We start from the raw sequence: 15,668 nt of genomic DNA on the forward strand, positions 1-15,668 counted from the left end.
ATCGATGACGTAGCACTTGACCTCAGTGGCCGAAAGTTACTGATAACAGGGCCGGAAGTCCCCAATTAGTTACTGGACGGGACGGAGTGACTCGTGGTCGAACGCATCGCCCCAGTGCGGGTCGCGGCCGAGGTGCCGGAGTAGGCGGTCGAAGTCGTTGGTGGCCAGCCCAATACGAGCGGGACCGAACGGCGAGTTCTCCATGTTGCGGAAGTCGCCGTCGGGCACGGCCAGGGTCACGGGGAGGGCTGCGGCGACGACGTCGTCGGGCGGCGTGAACGGGATGCCGAGGCTGACGGCGACGTCCCAGCCGTGCACCACGTAGTCGACGAGGTGGAAACCGATCGCCATCTCGGCGGGCACCGATGTGCCCATTTCCGGTAGTGCGAACTGACTTTCGGGATCGGCAGCGGCGAACGCGTCCAGCACATCGTGCGCGGCCGAGGCGTATTCGCCGACCGGGTCCTGCGTGTCGCGAACGGAAGCCGGATCCCAGAGCGCGAGATCCTGGCCACCGCCACGTGCGGCGGCTGCGAAGCCGCGGTGCTGGACGGTCATGTGAGCGAGTAGGTGGGCCAAATCCCAAGCGGTGCAGGGAGTTGGCCGTCCGAAATCGGAACTGCCGATGGCGGTGACGACGTCGACCGAAGCGAGGACCGCCGCGCGGTGACTGCTGAGGAGATCGGTGGATAATGTAGGCATGGGCTTATCGTAAGCATGCGCATACGATATGGCAATGCCTACGATGATCGGATGTCAGCCAAGCGACCTGACCTCGCCGCGCTGCTCGCGCCGCTGCTGCGTGAGCTGATCGCCGCCGAGCAGCCGGTGCTCGACGCCCATGGCGTGAGCATGTGGGGCTACGTCGTGCTGCTGACACTCGACGAGACCCCGATGCGGTCCCAGGCCGTACTGGCGCAGGCGATCGGGGCCGACAAGACCCGCATCATCCGCACGCTCGACGACCTGCAGGACCGCGGCTACATCGAGCGGACTCCCGACCCCGACGATCGCCGAGTTCGCCTCCTGTCGATCACCGCGTCGGGACGCCGCCTCAAGGACGCGGTGCAGGCAGACATTCAGCGCGGTGAGGAACACTGGCTCGGCGAACTGAGCGCCGAGGAGCGCCGGGTCTTCCTCAAGGTGCTGCAACGTCTGGCACCGACGCCCGACCTGCCATGAGTGCTCAGCGTTATAGCGTCTCCGTGACCTTCCGCAGCCCCCTCGGCTGGTCCGGTTCGCCACCGCGGGCGAGCGCCAGATGCAGCGCAAGCTGTTGTAGCGGGAGGATTTCCAGCAGCGGGGAGAGCTCTCCGCTGACGCCGCTGGGCAGCGCGATGCCGCCGGCGAGCCCGGACAGTGCCGCGGGAGCGCCGACTCCGAACACATCGGCATTGCGCTCGGCCAGTCGTTCCAGCACTGGCGCCATCGCCTGGCCGCCGGCCCCTTCGGGCACCACCGCCAGTACAGGCACCTGCGGGTCGACCGTCGCGAGCGGGCCGTGTAGCAGATCGGCACCCGAAAATGCCTGCGCGGAAAGGTAAGACGTCTCCATCAGCTTGAGTGCGGCCTCGCGGGCGGTGGGGTAGGAGTAGCCGCGGGCGGTGGTGATGAGCCGTTGCGCGAACCGGTACCGCTGCGCGACCTCACGCACCAGCTCGCCGGAGGAGAGCACCTGCTCGCCGAGATCAGGCAGTGCCTCGACATCACCGGCACCGCCGCCGAGCAGCAGCTGCAGCGCAAGCAACTCTGCGGTGTATGACTTGGTCGCGGCCACCGATTTTTCGGCTCCGGCGAGCACATCGATGTGAATCGCCGCTGCCGAAGCGAGGTCCGACGCCGGATTGTTGGTGACGGCCACGGTCAGCGCACCGCTGTCGCGGGCCACCTCTACCGAACGCACCAGGTCCGGCGAGCCACCGGATTGGCTCACCGCGACGTAGAGCACGTCGCGCAGGTCGGGTTGGGCGCCGTAGACCGTCGTGGTCGACGGCGAGACCAGGCCTGCGGGTAGCCCGTGGTTGATCTCCACGAGGTATTTCGCGTACAGCGCGGCATGGTCGCTGGTGCCTCTCGCCACGAACAGGACGAATCGTGGTGCGGCCGCCGCGATCTGGGCGGCAGCGGCGCGGATGGGATCTCGGCCGTCGTCAAGCAGTCGGCGCCAGACCTGCGGCTGTTCGGCGATTTCGGCGGCCATCAGGTGACCGGGCGACGTTTGATCGAGGCTCACTTGTTCTCCTTGTCGGGCTCACGATCCATTAGTAGTCGCTGACACACTCGCTGTACCGGTTCCGCTTCATCGCGCGGGCCTGCGTGGGCCGGACACACCTCGTTGATGGCCAGCCCCGGACAAACCCGGATGACAGCAGTGCGAAAATTGGAGCCATCATGAGCAACAGCGGTGCAGGCGCGGACAAGCGCGTCGTCTTTTCCGGGGCACAGCCCACCTCCGACTCGCTGCACCTGGGCAACGCCCTGGGTGCGGTGCAGAACTGGGCCCACCTGCAGGACGGCTACGACGCGTTCTTCTGTGTCGTCGACCTGCATGCCATCACCGTCCCTCAGGACCCCGAGACGCTTCGTCGCCGGACGCTGGTGACCGCGGCGCAGTACCTGGCGCTCGGCATCGACCCCGCCCGCAGCACGGTGTTCGTGCAGAGCCACGTCGCCGAACACACTCAGCTGGCCTGGTTGCTGGGCTGCTTCACCGGCTTCGGCCAGGCGTCGCGCATGACGCAGTTCAAGGACAAGTCGCAGAAGCAGGGCGCCGACGCCACCACGATCGGCCTGTTCACCTATCCGGTGCTCATGGCCGCCGACATCCTGCTGTACGACACCGACCTGGTGCCCGTCGGTGAGGACCAGCGTCAGCACCTGGAGCTGGCCCGCGACCTCGCCCAGCGGTTCAACGCGCGCTTCCCCGACACCTTCGTGGTGCCCGAGGCCATGATCCCCAAGGCCACTGCCAAGATCTACGACCTGCAGGACCCGACGGCGAAGATGAGCAAATCGGCGGCCACCGACGCCGGGCTGATCAACCTGCTCGACGATCCGGCCAAGAGCGCCAAGAAGATTCGCTCGGCCGTGACCGACAGCGAGCGCGAGATTCGATTCGACACCGAGGCCAAGCCGGGTATCTCCAACCTGCTGACCATCCAGTCGGCGGTCACCGGCACCGCCATCGAAGCGCTGGTGGCCGGGTATGAGGGGCGCGGCTACGGCGACCTGAAGAAGGAAACCGCAGAAGCCGTCGTCGAGTACGTCACCCCGATCAAGAACCGGGTCGACGAGCTGCTGGCCGACCCGGCCGAACTGGAGTCGGTGCTGGCCGCCGGCGCCGAGCGCGCCGAGCAGGTGGCGTTCAAGACGCTGCAGCGCGTCAACGACCGCCTGGGCTTCCTGCCGCGGCTGCGCTGATGTCGGCGATGCCGCGCCAGGACACTGGCGGCGTCGACCACTAGGCTTTCCGGCAAACAAGGGGGTTTGCCAGAAATGACCGACTCGGACCAGCCGGGCCTGCTCGACCGACTGCGCCAGCGGCACCCGTGGCTGGATCGGATCATGCGGGCCCAGGACCGCTACCAGGACTGCAACGGCGACTTCTATGCCGCCGGCATCACCTACTTCACGGTGTTCGCGCTGTTCCCGCTGCTCATGGTCGGTTTTGCCGCGGGCGGCTTCGTGCTGGCCTCGCGCCCTGACCTGCTGGCCGAGCTCGAGGTGCACATCCGGTCGGCGGTCTCCGGTGACTTCGGCAATCAGCTGGTCGGGTTGATGGATTCCGCGGTGAAATCGCGCACCTCGGTCGGTGTCATCGGTCTCGCGACCGCGGCCTGGGCCGGTCTTGGCTGGATGGCCAACCTGCGCAAGGCCCTCACCGAGATGTGGGAGCAGCGGAGCGAACCCGACGGATGGGTGGGTACCAAGCTGTCGGACCTGCTGGCGTTGGTCTCGGCGTTCGTGGCGATCGTCCTCACCATCGGTCTGACCGCTGTGGGCGACACCGGGCTGATGACGACGGTGCTGCACTGGTTCGGTGTCGGGCATGTGCCCGGCCTCGGCGTGCTGCTGCGGGTGGCGTCTTTGGCGGTGTCGTTCCTCGTGGCGTGGTTGATGTTCACCTGGATCATCGCCCGGCTACCGCGGGAGAAGGTCAGCTTCCGCAGTTCGGCCCGCGCTGCCCTGATCGCCGCGGTCGGCTTCGAACTCTTCAAGCAGGTGGGGTCGATCTACCTGCGGACCGTCATGCACGGGCCGGCGGGCGCGACGTTCGGCCCGGTGCTGGGTCTGATGGTGTTCGCCTATGTCACCGCACGGCTGATCCTGTTCTCGACGGCGTGGGCGGCGACGTCCGCGGACACGTTGGCACTGGTTCCGGTGGCCCCGCCCGGGCCGACCACCATCGTCACGCGTTATCGCGAGCGCGAAGGCGTCGACGCAAGCAGCGTCGCGGTCGGCGCGGCCGTGGGCCTGCTTGGTGGGCTTGGTCTTTCGCGGTTGACTCGACGCCGGTAGGTGCTCAGCGCCGCAGCGGATTCGTGGCGATGAACTGCTCTGGCTTGTGTTCTGAGGCCCAGCGTTGCCAGCGCTCCCAGGCGTCCACCGAGCGTCGTTGCCAGGCCGCATCGACTGCCGGGCTGACCCGACGGGCGATCTCCAGCACGGTGATGAACGGCGCGCGGGCCAGTAGCAGCGCCAACCCCAGCCAGGGCGACGGCAGTCGGAATTGCTTGCGATTCCAGGGCAGCATGAACAGTCGGGTGTAGCCGGACTGGATGTGCAGATGCAGTTTGGCGCGCCACCGCTGCAGCCCGGTCTGGTCCTGGCGCGGCGCGAAGGACGGGACGAACGACTCCACCAGTTCAGTGCCGGCCGCGCCGGAGTCATGCGACCGGGTGGCGTCGAACAGATACAGCATCCGCACACCGTCGGCGACGGTCTTGGGGAACACCTCGGACTGCACCCCGACCAGGTGGCCGAGGTAGCGGTTGAAATGCATGGCCGCGCGGATTTCCTGCGGTGACGTGAGGTAGCCCAGCGAGTACAGGCCCAGCGCGGGGCCGACACTGCCGCCGAGCAGGGTCAGCATCATCTCGGCCTGGCTGATCGGCAGTCCCCAACGGGCGCTGTCCCATTCGGCGTTTTCCGCTACCCGGAGGCGGACGCTGACGTGCATCACCCGGACCTGCATCGAGATGCGTCGGCCCAGCGATCCCGGGGTGAGCGCCGCGCCGGGCCGGCACACCTCGATCCACCAGCGGGTGGTCTCCAGATAGCGGTTCAGTGCTGACGCGCCGGCGTAGCCACCCGAGAGTGACAGCGGCACGGCCAACGAGCCCTCGGTATAGGTGTCGAGGGTGCCCGCATTGCCGATGGCGCCCAGGGTGTAGCCCCAGCGGCGCCAGACCGCGGCGCCCTGCTCGATCAGTTCCGGGTTGACCCAGTCTGGGATCACTTCGAATTCGGCGAAGAGTTGCCGCATGGAATCCGGAGCTTCCGGCACCTGATCGACGCCGAGATCGAGCGCCTTGTTCAACAGCGCCCGGGATTGTTCGGGCCCGAGATCGCCCAGGAAGGTCTCGTCGACGAACCGTTCGGCAACTGGGTCGCCGGTGGTGAGCAGACGGGCGTAACCGTCGACGATCTCGTCGCCGGGGAACAGGTCGAAACGGGTGATTCGCTTGAGCGCGTTGCGAATCCGGGCGTGCGGGCCGGCCTCGCGTGCCTCCGGCCACCGGAATGCTGATGGTGCAGGCACGGTCCTCCTGTCGAGAGCTGCCGGGGTGGTGCGGTTCAGTGCAACGTAGGCATCCTGTTGACGCCCGTCAAGTTCGTGATCACCGTGCTCGGCGAGCGGCTCATTGCTCACCAATGGTGTATATGCAACAATGGCGGCATGGTCCACTCTGCCGTCGATGAGGTCGCCAGCAATTGCCTGGCGGTTCGCGTCCGGCTACTCGGTCGGGCGGTGACGAGCCTGTACGACCATGCCCTCGAAGAGCACGGCGTCAGCATCGCCCAGATCAATCTCATGGCGGCGCTGGGGAAGGCGGGCCCCTGCTCGCCGGCCCGGATCGGCGAGGTGCTGCAGCTGGAGCGGTCGACCGTCAGCCGCAACCTGAGTCTGTTGATGAAACACGGTTGGGTGGACGCGGTTTCCGTGAATGCCAAAGGGGTGCGTGAGGTCGCGCTGACCCCGGCGGGCCGTCAGAAGATCGAGACCGTGATGCCGGCATGGCGACGGGCTCAACAGGAGGCCGCCGAACTCTTGGGGTCCGGCGGCGTCAAGGCGGTCCGGACTCTCGCGACCAACGTCGTTCGGTCGGTCGGCGACTAGGAAATCGTTGGGGTCGGCTTTCGTCGATGCCCAAATGTTGTATATACATCAAATGGAGGAGCTGCCATGTCACATCTCACGTCGAAGATTTTCATGATCGGCGCGACCGGGGCCCAGGGCATCCCGGTCGTCCGCGACCTGGTCGCGGACGGGAAGTATGCCGTCCGATTTCTCACTCGCGATGCCACGAGTGCACGCGCCAAATCGCTGCTCGAACTGCCAAACGTCTCGGCGATCGAAGGCACGTTTACCGACGAAGCGCTGCTGCGAGAGGGCCTTCGCGGGTGCGACGGCGCGTTCGTCAACATCGACGGATTCAACACCGGTGAGAAGACCGAGATGTATTGGGCCATGCGTGCCTACGAGATCGCCCTCGAAGAGGGCATCAGGTTCTTCGTGTACGGAAACCTCGACTACGGGCTGAAGAAGGCCGGCTACGACTCCAAATACCGCGTCGGGCACTACGACGGCAAGGGGCGCATCGCCGAATGGATCCTGCTGCAAAATCAGGCGAATTCGGCTCGGATGGGCGCCGCGATCTTCACGACGGGTCCGTACATCGAGATGACGATCTCGCCCCTGACCCCCATGGCGCCCAGCGTGGAGGACGGCGTCGTCACCTGGCGGGTCCCACTCGGCGACGGTGCGGTGCCCCATGTCTCGCTCGAGGATTGCGGCTACTACGTCCGCTGGCTCTTCGACAACACAGACCGTTCGAATGGCATGGATCTCGAGGTCGCCGTGGACCACATTGCGTATCACGAGCTTGCGCGGGCGTTCGAAACAGTTACCGGGCATCCCGCGCAATACGTCGACACCGACGTGGACGCCTACTGGCGGGGGCCGCTCGGCGGCGTCGCCGACACCCCTGCCGGATACAACGCAGACCCGAATGACCCGAGCACCATGACATTTCGCGACAACTTCACCGGTTTCTGGAGTCTGTGGAAAGACGGGATCATCAAGCGGGACTACGCGCTGCTGGACGAAATCCACCCGAATCGGATTCGCACGGCCGAGCAGTGGTTCAAGCGTGAGGACGAACTGGGCAGGGAGGCGGGGAAGGGCGGCCTCTGGGAGCGGGTCCAGCCGGAGAACTGGAGTTTGGATGCGGCCGTTTTGAAGAGCAGTCAAGACTTGCGCACCGGAAAGCTCTGATCAGCCCGGCCCTCAGCAGCCGTCAGGGCACACGATGTCGACGAGAGCCGACGGGGTGCCGCCCTCCAGCGTGCGCACGCCGCCGACCGTGCAGGCCGTCAGCGGTGCCGTGGGTGTCTGGTTGAGCTGCACCAGATATCCCGCGGCCCGCAGGTCGTTGATGGCCCCTTCGGCCGACGCCGCTGCCGACGCCGTCGGCGCGTGAAGCATCACGACGGCAGCCAACGCAGCCATCCCCGATGCGACGAATACCGCTTTCATGTCATCCCTCTTCCTCGTGAGCAGATCGCCGGCGCACCAGCGTCATGATCGACCAGCGGTTCGAATATCCTTGTCCGGCAAGCACGCCCACGCTCAACAGCGCCATGATCGGATATTGGGCGATGAGCTGATCTGAACTCCAGTAGACCGCGAGCAATCCCGCCGATGCGACCGCGGACAGCTTCGAGAACACGCCCAGTACCAGGACCAGGCCCAGCGCGACCTCGGTCAGCGGAGTCATGACGCCGGCGAGGTCGGCCGTCGGCCGCAGCAGGTGCTCGGCCACGAACCGAAAATATTCCGGCACACGAGAATTCGCCGACGCGCCGTCGACGACGAGCAGGATGTCCGCGCGCCCGAAGTGGGCCCGGAACTTGACGTAGCCCTCGTGGAGCCATAGCAGTCCCAGCCCGACCCGGACCGCGCCGAAGAGTATCGACGCGGCCAGGTCGGCGCGGTTGCGCGTGGTGAGTGCGCGGGTGGTCATCAGATCGGACATCACATGAGTGAGGCAGCGCCGAAGACTGCCTTCGCCTTGTCGCAGTGGATGACGACGGTGGTGTAGCCCATCGTGTCGATGCCGGACAGCGAGAACGACTGCGTCGCCTGGTCGAACTTGATGGCGGAGATCTGCTTGCCTGCGGCGACATCGGACTCGGCGGACCCCTTCGTCAGGTACACGTGCAGGTCCGGGCCCTCATCCGAGGAGAAGTCGGTGAACTCGAGATTCGAGCCGGTGACCGTCGCCGTGCCGCCGACGTGCTTGCCGTTCAGGCCGGTGAAGTGGCCCATGCGCGCGGCGGCGCTCGCGGTGCCCATCGCGGAGGTCATGGTGGACGACATGGCGGAACTGGCGGGGCTGGAAGGACCAGCCGACTTCATCTCATTCGCGCCGCACGCGGTGAGCGTCAGAGCGAACACCGCAGCTGCTGTCGCTGCGATCGGCTTGATGACCATGTGGAACTCCTTCGAGCATCGTGGGGTGCCGATCACCCCGTCGCCGATGAAGTTAGGTAGTGCCCGACGGGCATTCGACAAAGATTTCAGAACCGTAAGAAACGGCCCGATGCCCCGCCGGCTGTCTAGGCTCAGCACCATGAGAGGTGCGATATGGATGCGCCCGTGAGCTCCGACGACGGCGGCGGAGCGCATGTCGTGCTGGTCGAAGACGACCAGCGGGTGCGCGCCGCGGTGGCGGCATACCTGCGCGCCAAGGGTTTTCGGATCGACGAGTACGCCGACGGGGAAACCGCGCGCGAGGCCGTGCAGCGGTCGACGCCCGACGTGCTCGTGCTCGATCGTATGCTGCCGGGGCTCTCCGGTGACGACCTGCTGCGCGAGATTCGCACCCGCTCCGACGTTCCGGTGATCATGCTGACCGCCCTCGGGGCGAGCGGGCACCGGATCGACGGTCTCGAACTCGGCGCCGACGACTACCTGGCCAAGCCGTTCGCGCTGCGCGAGCTACAACTGCGTATCTCGAAACTGTTGCGGCACAGAGTCGCCCATCAATCGCCGCTCGCCCCGTTTGTGGTCGGCCGGTTCCGCATCGACCCGACGATTCGCCGGATCACCTGTGGCAGTGCCGATGTCGAGCTGACCGGACGCGAATACGAACTCCTGCTGTTCCTCCTCAAGAACCCCGACCGCGTGATTGCTCGCGACGAGATGCTGCGCGAAGTGTGGGGCTGGAGTGCCGGCGACGCGTCGACCGTCACCGTGCACATCCGGCGGCTGCGCGAGAAGATCGAAGCAGACCCGCGGGATCCCGTCTACCTGCGCACCGAGTGGGGCACGGGGTACCGATTCACGCCGTCGGGGAAGTCGTCATGATCCTCGGCGCGGTGGACCTCGTCGTCATCGCGGTGACCGCCCTGATCTGTACCTCGGTGGCCACCGGGGCGGCCGTCCTCGTCATGCAGCTCAATCGGCGCGGATCCATCGGCACGCACGTGACGGCGCTGATCTGCGCGACGATCGTCGCCATTGTCGCGTCCACCGTGGCGATTTCGATCGAGATGTACCTGTCATCGCACGACCTCCAGGTGCTGTTGTCGGTGATCGCCATCTCGGCGCTGATGGCCGGCCTCGCCGCCTGGTTCATGCTGCGCCGGTTACGACGGTCACTGGCTGGGCTGCAACGCGCGGCCCAACAGATCGGTAGCGGTGAAGTCGTCACGGCGGACGTCGACAGCTCCAGGGAATTCGCCGAACTGTCCAGCCAACTGGCGCAGTCATCCGCGCAGCTGGCCGCTGCCCGCGCCGAAGTCGAGCAGCTCGACGCGTCACGCCGTCAGTTGGTGGCCTGGGTTTCGCACGATCTGCGGACACCGCTGGCCGGGATGCGGGCGATGGCCGAAGCGCTCGAGGAAGGTGTGGTCGACGAGCCGGCGGACTACATCCGGCAGATCCGCGATCAGGTGGACGCGGTCAACGGCATGGTCGACGGGCTGTTCGAGTTGTCCAAGATTCAGAGCGGCATGCTCAAGCTGAGCAAGGAGCCGGTGGTGCTGCTGGACCTGGTGTCCGATGTGGTGTCGGACATGCGCGCTCTCGCGGCCACCCGCGGTATCGCCATCACTCACGCGGAAATGACCGACCAGGTGCTGTACGCCGATCCCGGCGAACTGTCCCGGGTGGTGGCGAACCTGCTGGTCAACAGCATTCGACACGCGCCGGAGAACTCCGAGATTCAGGTCTCCGCCCACCACCTCGATGGCGACCGGATCGTCCTCACGGTGCTGGACCAGGGCCCCGGCGTGCAGTCGCACGACCTCGGTCGCATGTTCGACATGGGCTGGCGCGGCTCTGCGGCCCGGACCCCAGAGGCCGACGGCTCGGGCGGCGGAATCGGTTTGGCCATCGTGCGGGGCATCGTCGAGGCACACGGCGGGCAGGTTTCCGCCGCCCACGTGCCCGGCGGGTTCCGGCTGGATGTGACGCTGCCGACGACCTGATTGCCAGGCGCCGGCTGGAAGTCCTATCCAGACATCGACGACTTCGGATTGCGCGCCCGCCGGTCCGGCTCGGCCGAGATGGCCGGGGCGAGTTCGACGCCGGCCTCATCGAGCCGTTGCCGTAACAACAGCCAGGTCTGCGTCACGAGTCGGTCAATGAGTTCATCTCGTGTCTCGTGCGGATGGTCAAGCCACCATTGGATGGACGCGTCGATCAGACCGTGCACTGACACGATGAAACCGTCTGCGGCGTCACGCTGTTCGTAGAACGCGGGCACGTAATTCTGGCCGGCTGCGGCGATCTCGAAGGCGAAACCACTCTGATCGCCGCCGGCCGGACTGATGGTGCGGGCATACCGCCGGGCGACGAGGAATCGGAACAGATTCGGGTGCTCGTGGGCCCAGGAGACGTGGTGCACGATCGGTCCACGGATCGCTTCGAGCGGCGTGGCGTGCTCGCGGATTCCAGCCCGGATTCGCGCCTTGTGTTCCCGGTACAAGGCGAGGGTTATCTCGCGATCGAGTTCCTCTTTGCTGGCGAAGTGGCGATAGATGTGGGTGCGATTGAGACCGGCGCGAGCGGCGAAATCCCCGGTACTGGCTGTCGGACCGCATTCCTCGATGGCTCCGATGGCAGCCGTGATGATCTCGCGTCGACGTTGCTCACCACTGTCGCCCCGACGCGCGGTGCGCCGGGCGTGCAAACTGTCCGTTTTGCCGTCCGCAGATGCCACGCGAGCAGCGTATCGGTCGCCGGGCCTTGTCATGGTCAGCGTTTGGGTACATGCTGTACCCAAACGTTGGGTACAGCATGTACCCACAGACTTTTCTCGGGAGCACAATGTCCAACTACCGGTCCAGCTGGCTCGATGACGACCTCGACGCGCTGCGCGATCTCGCTCGCAACTTCTGCGAGAAAGAACTGCAGCCCAATGCTGAACGGTTCGCCGAACAACACCAGGTCGATCGCGAACTGTGGAACATCGCAGGCGATCTGGGTCTGCTGTGCATGTCGATTCCCGAGGAGTACGGCGGCGGGGGCGGCACCTTCGCCCATGAAGCGGTGCTCATGGAAGAGCAAGCGCGCGTTGGTGACTCCTCCTGGGGCGGCAGTTTGCACAGCGGCATCGTTGCTCACTACCTGCTGGCCTACGGCAGCGAGGAGCAGAAGAAGCACTGGCTGCCGAAGATGGCCTCCGGCGAGGTGGTCGGCGCCATTGCGATGACCGAACCCGGCACCGGATCGGATTTGCAGAACGTCAAGGCTCGCGCTGTGCGGGACGGTGACGAGTACGTGATCAACGGCGCAAAGACATTCATCACCAATGGCCAGCAGGCCGATCTGATCATCGTCGTGGTCAAGACCGATACCTCCGCGGCGGCGTCGGGCATTTCGCTGGTGTTGGTCGAGGCGGATCGGGCCGGTTTCCGCCGCGGCCGGGCGCTGAGCAAGATCGGTCAGAAGGGGCAGGACACCTCCGAGCTGTTCTTCGAAGACGTGCGGGTGCCGGTCACCAATCTGCTCGGCAGCGAAGAGGGTCAGGGGTTCATCCAGCTGATGCAGCAGTTGCCGCAGGAACGGCTGATCATCGCCGTCACCGGTGTGGCCGGCATGGAATCGGCGGTCGAGCAGACCGTCGCGTACACCAAGGAACGCGAGGCATTCGGCAAGCCGATCTTCGCGTTCCAGAACACCAAGTTCAAACTCGCCGAGGTGGCCACCGAGGCGCATATCGCGCGCGTGTTCGTCGACAGCTGCATCAGTCGACACCTGAAGGGCGAGTTGGACATTCAGACGGTGGCCATGGCCAAGTGGTGGATCAGCGACCGTGGCGTCGCGGTGGCTGACGAGTGCCTGCAGCTGTTCGGCGGGTACGGCTACATGACCGAGTACCCGATTTCGCGCATGTGGGTCGACGCCCGGGTGCAGAAGATCTACGCGGGTACCAACGAGATCATGAAGGAGATCATCGCGCGGACACTGTGATCCGTTGGCGGCTGCTGGTCCGTCAATTGGCCGGGCAGGATATCCGGGCTCACGGCGATGTGACCGTCATGCTCCGGGTGAGCCCGCGGTCAGCACGCGGGGTCCGAGTTGGTGCGCCAGTTCCAGCGCCAGTTCCATCGCCAGCCGGCGTTCGCCCGGCTGGTACCCCAGCAGCTCGGTGGCCCGGGCCACCCGCTGCAGGACGGTATTGCGATGCGTGTGCAGCCGGGTGGCGGCACGGGGCGCGTTCTCGGCCTCATCGAGGAACACCCGCAGGGTTTCGCGCAGGCGGGCCGCCGCCGACGTGTCCTCGGCCAGGGGTCCCAGCGTCGCGGCGACGAATTCGGCTGCACGGTCGGTATTTTGGGCCGCCAGTGCGGTGACCTCGAGGTCGCGGAAGAGAGCGACCCGGGCGCCGCCGGGATGCCCGGCGAGCAGACTCTGGATCGACAGCGCCGCCTCGTGTGAGCGCCGAAAGCCGGTGATGCCCGGCCGCGTCGGACCCACGGCGACGCGAATGTGGTTCTGTGCCTGCTCGATTGCCTCCGGTAGTGCGTCGAGAGCCGGTTCGGCGCTGCTGCCCAGCCACGCCCACAACGTCGACGGACCAACCGACAGCGTCAACGCAGGGCGGGTGCCTGCGGCCCGCGCCAGCACCGCCGCGGCGGATTCGAGTGCGCCCTGCACATCACCGTGCGGCGGCGTCCACAGCACCAGCGCGGTGTGGCGCTGGCGCAGGTCGTAGCTCAGGCGTTCGCCGGCCCGGGTCGCGTCGATGGCGGCCCCGTCCAGGATGAGCCGGATCGTCTCGGCCCGGCGGGCGATCGCCCCGCCGAGCACCTCCTCGCGCTCGTGCTGGGCCGCGGCGATCACAGTGCCGACCACGTGATCGACGTATTCGAACAACCGTTGTGACGACGCCTCCAGCAGTTCCAGCAGCAGCGGACCGACAGGCACCAGCCGGGTCGCATGCGCCATGTAGCGGCGCCACGCCACGTTCTGTCCGCGCCGGTAGGACTGGAAGATCACGTCGAGGTCCATCCCGCGCCGGGCCACCGTCCGGGCGACGTCGAGCGCTTCGGGTGGGACGTCGATGGGTGCCGCCTTGGCTTCCCGGCGGGCCAGCATCGACAGCACTCGCGCGGCATTGGCCCGGTTGCTCGCCGAGGTATCGGCCAGCACCGCCGCGTCGGAGCCCGCGGCGGGGGAGAGCTCGACCTCGGCGGCGTCCATCTCGGCGACCAGCTCATCGAGCTCGGTCAGCATCAGTTCAGCGACGTCGCCCATCAGGTTGATGACCTCGGGCGATGGTGTCTCGGCGGCCATCAACGAAGTATGCGCCCGCACATATCGCAAGGCGAGTACTGGGCCGTCGCACCTGTCACGTGTCCGGCGGCGTCCATAGCGTGAGAGCCATCACAAAAGCCGTCCACTCGTCAGGAGCCACACAGTGTCAATTACCTCAGCTACCTCAGCGCAGCGGTCAGCGACGCGGGATGTCGACGTATTGATCATCGGCGCCGGCATCTCCGGCATCGGTGCGGCGTACCACCTGAAGGCGAACCGCCCGGGCACGTCGTTCCTGATCCTTGAGGGGAGGGACGCCATCGGCGGGACCTGGAGCCTGCACAAGTACCCCGGCATCCGGTCGGATTCCGACATGCCCACCTTCGGGTTCGGCTTCAAGCCATGGACGCACCGGAAGTCGATCGCCGACGGCCACATCATCCTGGACTATCTGCAACAGGCCGTCGACGAGAACGGGCTCGACGAGCACATCCGGTTCGGCCACCGGGTGCAGAACGCGAACTTCGATACGGACACCGGGCGGTGGACCGTCACCACCACGCACGGCGGTGAGACGACGACGTTCACTGGCCGCTTTCTCTTCCTGGGCACCGGGTACTACGACTACGAGAAGCCGTTCATCCCGGACTTTCCGGGGAAGGAAGATTTCGAGGGCGCGCTGATCCACCCGCAGCTGTGGCCGGAGGACCTGGACTACGCCGGCAAGAAGGTCGTCGTGATCGGCAGTGGCGCAACGGCGGTCACCCTGATCCCGTCGATGGCGGACAAGGCCGGTCACATCACCATGCTGCAGCGTTCCCCGAGCTACGTGCTGTCGGTACCGGCAGCCGATCCGATCACCAACGCGCTGAACAAGGTGCTGGGCCATGAGCGCGCCTTCCCGATCGTGCGGCGCAAGAACATCGCGACGGCTCGCGGGCTGTTCAAGCTGTGCCAGAAGTACCCGACGGTGATGCGAAAGCTGTTGATCGCCAACGTCGCCCGACAGCTGCCCAAGGGCTTCGACGTCGACACGCACTTCACACCGCGTTACAACCCGTGGGAGCAGCGCCTGGCCATGGTGCCCGACGGCGACCTGTTCAAAGCGGTCAAGTCCGGAAAGGCGTCGGTGGTCACCGACCAGATCGAGCGGTTCACCAAGCGCGGCATCCTGCTGAAGTCCGGCCAGGAGCTGGAGGCCGACATCATCGTCACCGCAACGGGTTTGAATATGTCGGCGTTCGGCAAGATCGCGTTGAGCGTCGACGATCGGGTGCTCAACCTGCCGGATCACACGGTGTACAAGGCCATGATGGTCTCCGACGTGCCGAACATGGCATTCGCGTTGGGTTACACCAACATCGCCTGGACCCTGAAGGTCGATCTGGTGTGCGAGCACTTCTGCCGCTTGCTGGACCACATGGACGCGGGCGGATACGACGTCGTCGTCCCGGTGCCGGAAAACCCTGACATGGAGCGCGGCCTGCTGATGGACCTGTCGTCGGGCTATGTCCAGCGTGGCATTGCGCAGTTCCCCCGGGGCGGGGACAGCGGTTCGTGGTTGTTCAAGCACGCGTACGAGATGGATGCCGAGCGGCTGCGCAATGGCCCCGTCGACGACCCCGGCCTGCGGTTCTCGTCGGTCAAGACCGTCGCGTACGCCTCGTAGGGAAATAGC

The 15,668-nt window shown here is 66.1% G+C and carries 17 protein-coding genes; 9 read left to right on the forward strand and 8 right to left on the reverse strand.

Annotated features, from left to right (window positions below; translation table 11 throughout):
• Nucleotides 1–69: 69 nt before the first annotated feature.
• A complete protein-coding gene (locus tag AC1U2B_RS20315; protein WP_480218202.1) occupies nucleotides 70–702 on the reverse strand; it encodes a TIGR03086 family metal-binding protein in 633 nt (210 codons plus the stop codon).
• Nucleotides 703–753: 51 nt separating this feature from the next.
• On the opposite strand from AC1U2B_RS20315, the gene AC1U2B_RS20320 reads away from it, so the two are divergent.
• The gene (locus tag AC1U2B_RS20320; protein ID WP_480218203.1) at nucleotides 754–1,182 is read left to right on the forward strand and encodes a MarR family winged helix-turn-helix transcriptional regulator; all 429 of its coding nucleotides are present in this window, start codon (nucleotides 754–756) and stop codon (nucleotides 1,180–1,182) included.
• A gap of 10 nt (nucleotides 1,183–1,192) precedes the next feature.
• Here AC1U2B_RS20320 and AC1U2B_RS20325 read toward each other — a convergent pair whose 3' ends face one another.
• On the reverse strand, nucleotides 1,193–2,200 hold the full coding sequence (locus tag AC1U2B_RS20325) for an SIS domain-containing protein (protein WP_480218331.1): 1,008 nt from the start codon (nucleotides 2,198–2,200) through the stop codon (nucleotides 1,193–1,195).
• Between the two features lie 191 nt (nucleotides 2,201–2,391).
• Between AC1U2B_RS20325 and trpS the strand changes: the two genes are divergently transcribed.
• Nucleotides 2,392–3,420, forward strand: coding sequence for a tryptophan--tRNA ligase (trpS, locus tag AC1U2B_RS20330; RefSeq protein WP_480218204.1), 1,029 nt, complete (start codon nucleotides 2,392–2,394; stop codon nucleotides 3,418–3,420).
• A gap of 75 nt (nucleotides 3,421–3,495) precedes the next feature.
• Complete coding sequence (yhjD, locus tag AC1U2B_RS20335) at nucleotides 3,496–4,518, forward strand: inner membrane protein YhjD (protein ID WP_480218205.1); 1,023 nt, start codon at nucleotides 3,496–3,498, stop codon at nucleotides 4,516–4,518.
• Between the two features lie 4 nt (nucleotides 4,519–4,522).
• On the opposite strand, the gene AC1U2B_RS20340 is transcribed toward yhjD, so the two are convergent.
• Entirely contained in the window at nucleotides 4,523–5,761 is a 1,239-nt protein-coding gene (locus tag AC1U2B_RS20340) for an oxygenase MpaB family protein (RefSeq protein WP_480218206.1), read from the reverse strand.
• Nucleotides 5,762–5,899: 138 nt separating this feature from the next.
• Here AC1U2B_RS20340 and AC1U2B_RS20345 point away from each other — a divergent pair, with 138 nt between their 5' ends.
• Entirely contained in the window at nucleotides 5,900–6,340 is a 441-nt protein-coding gene (locus AC1U2B_RS20345; protein WP_480218207.1) for a MarR family winged helix-turn-helix transcriptional regulator, read from the forward strand.
• A 66-nt stretch (nucleotides 6,341–6,406) separates the two neighbouring features.
• Entirely contained in the window at nucleotides 6,407–7,498 is a 1,092-nt protein-coding gene (locus AC1U2B_RS20350) for an NmrA family NAD(P)-binding protein (protein WP_480218208.1), read from the forward strand.
• A 12-nt stretch (nucleotides 7,499–7,510) separates the two neighbouring features.
• Here the strand turns inward: AC1U2B_RS20350 and AC1U2B_RS20355 are convergent, their stop codons facing one another.
• From AC1U2B_RS20355 to AC1U2B_RS20365, 3 genes are read right to left on the reverse strand one after another with little or no spacing between them, the layout of a single operon-like run.
• Nucleotides 7,511–7,759: a hypothetical protein gene (locus tag AC1U2B_RS20355; protein ID WP_480218209.1), complete on the reverse strand. Its 249-nt coding sequence runs from the start codon at nucleotides 7,757–7,759 to the stop codon at nucleotides 7,511–7,513.
• A 1-nt stretch (nucleotide 7,760) separates the two neighbouring features.
• Complete coding sequence (locus tag AC1U2B_RS20360) at nucleotides 7,761–8,258, reverse strand: DoxX family membrane protein (protein WP_480218210.1); 498 nt, start codon at nucleotides 8,256–8,258, stop codon at nucleotides 7,761–7,763.
• Nucleotides 8,258–8,716: a DM13 domain-containing protein gene (locus AC1U2B_RS20365; protein ID WP_480218211.1), complete on the reverse strand. Its 459-nt coding sequence runs from the start codon at nucleotides 8,714–8,716 to the stop codon at nucleotides 8,258–8,260. Before AC1U2B_RS20365 ends, AC1U2B_RS20360 begins: the two co-directional genes overlap by 1 nt.
• Before the next feature lie 153 nt (nucleotides 8,717–8,869).
• Between AC1U2B_RS20365 and AC1U2B_RS20370 the strand changes: the two genes are divergently transcribed.
• Both AC1U2B_RS20370 and AC1U2B_RS20375 read left to right on the forward strand, forming a co-directional pair.
• Nucleotides 8,870–9,592, forward strand: coding sequence for a response regulator transcription factor (locus tag AC1U2B_RS20370; RefSeq protein WP_480218212.1), 723 nt, complete (start codon nucleotides 8,870–8,872; stop codon nucleotides 9,590–9,592).
• A complete protein-coding gene (locus AC1U2B_RS20375) occupies nucleotides 9,589–10,716 on the forward strand; it encodes a sensor histidine kinase (protein WP_480218213.1) in 1,128 nt (375 codons plus the stop codon). The genes AC1U2B_RS20370 and AC1U2B_RS20375 overlap by 4 nt, the downstream gene beginning before the upstream one ends.
• Before the next feature lie 23 nt (nucleotides 10,717–10,739).
• On the opposite strand, the gene AC1U2B_RS20380 is transcribed toward AC1U2B_RS20375, so the two are convergent.
• A complete protein-coding gene (locus AC1U2B_RS20380; protein ID WP_480218214.1) occupies nucleotides 10,740–11,450 on the reverse strand; it encodes a TetR/AcrR family transcriptional regulator in 711 nt (236 codons plus the stop codon).
• 107 nt (nucleotides 11,451–11,557) lie between these two features.
• On the opposite strand from AC1U2B_RS20380, the gene AC1U2B_RS20385 reads away from it, so the two are divergent.
• A complete protein-coding gene (locus AC1U2B_RS20385; RefSeq protein ID WP_480218215.1) occupies nucleotides 11,558–12,703 on the forward strand; it encodes an acyl-CoA dehydrogenase family protein in 1,146 nt (381 codons plus the stop codon).
• A 66-nt stretch (nucleotides 12,704–12,769) separates the two neighbouring features.
• Here the strand turns inward: AC1U2B_RS20385 and AC1U2B_RS20390 are convergent, their stop codons facing one another.
• Nucleotides 12,770–14,029, reverse strand: coding sequence for a PucR family transcriptional regulator (locus tag AC1U2B_RS20390; protein ID WP_480218216.1), 1,260 nt, complete (start codon nucleotides 14,027–14,029; stop codon nucleotides 12,770–12,772).
• Between the two features lie 124 nt (nucleotides 14,030–14,153).
• On the opposite strand from AC1U2B_RS20390, the gene AC1U2B_RS20395 reads away from it, so the two are divergent.
• Entirely contained in the window at nucleotides 14,154–15,659 is a 1,506-nt protein-coding gene (locus AC1U2B_RS20395) for a flavin-containing monooxygenase (protein WP_480218217.1), read from the forward strand.
• Nucleotides 15,660–15,668 lie beyond the last annotated feature (9 nt).

The sequence above is a fragment of the Mycolicibacterium sp. P4_G11 genome (assembly GCF_056555145.1).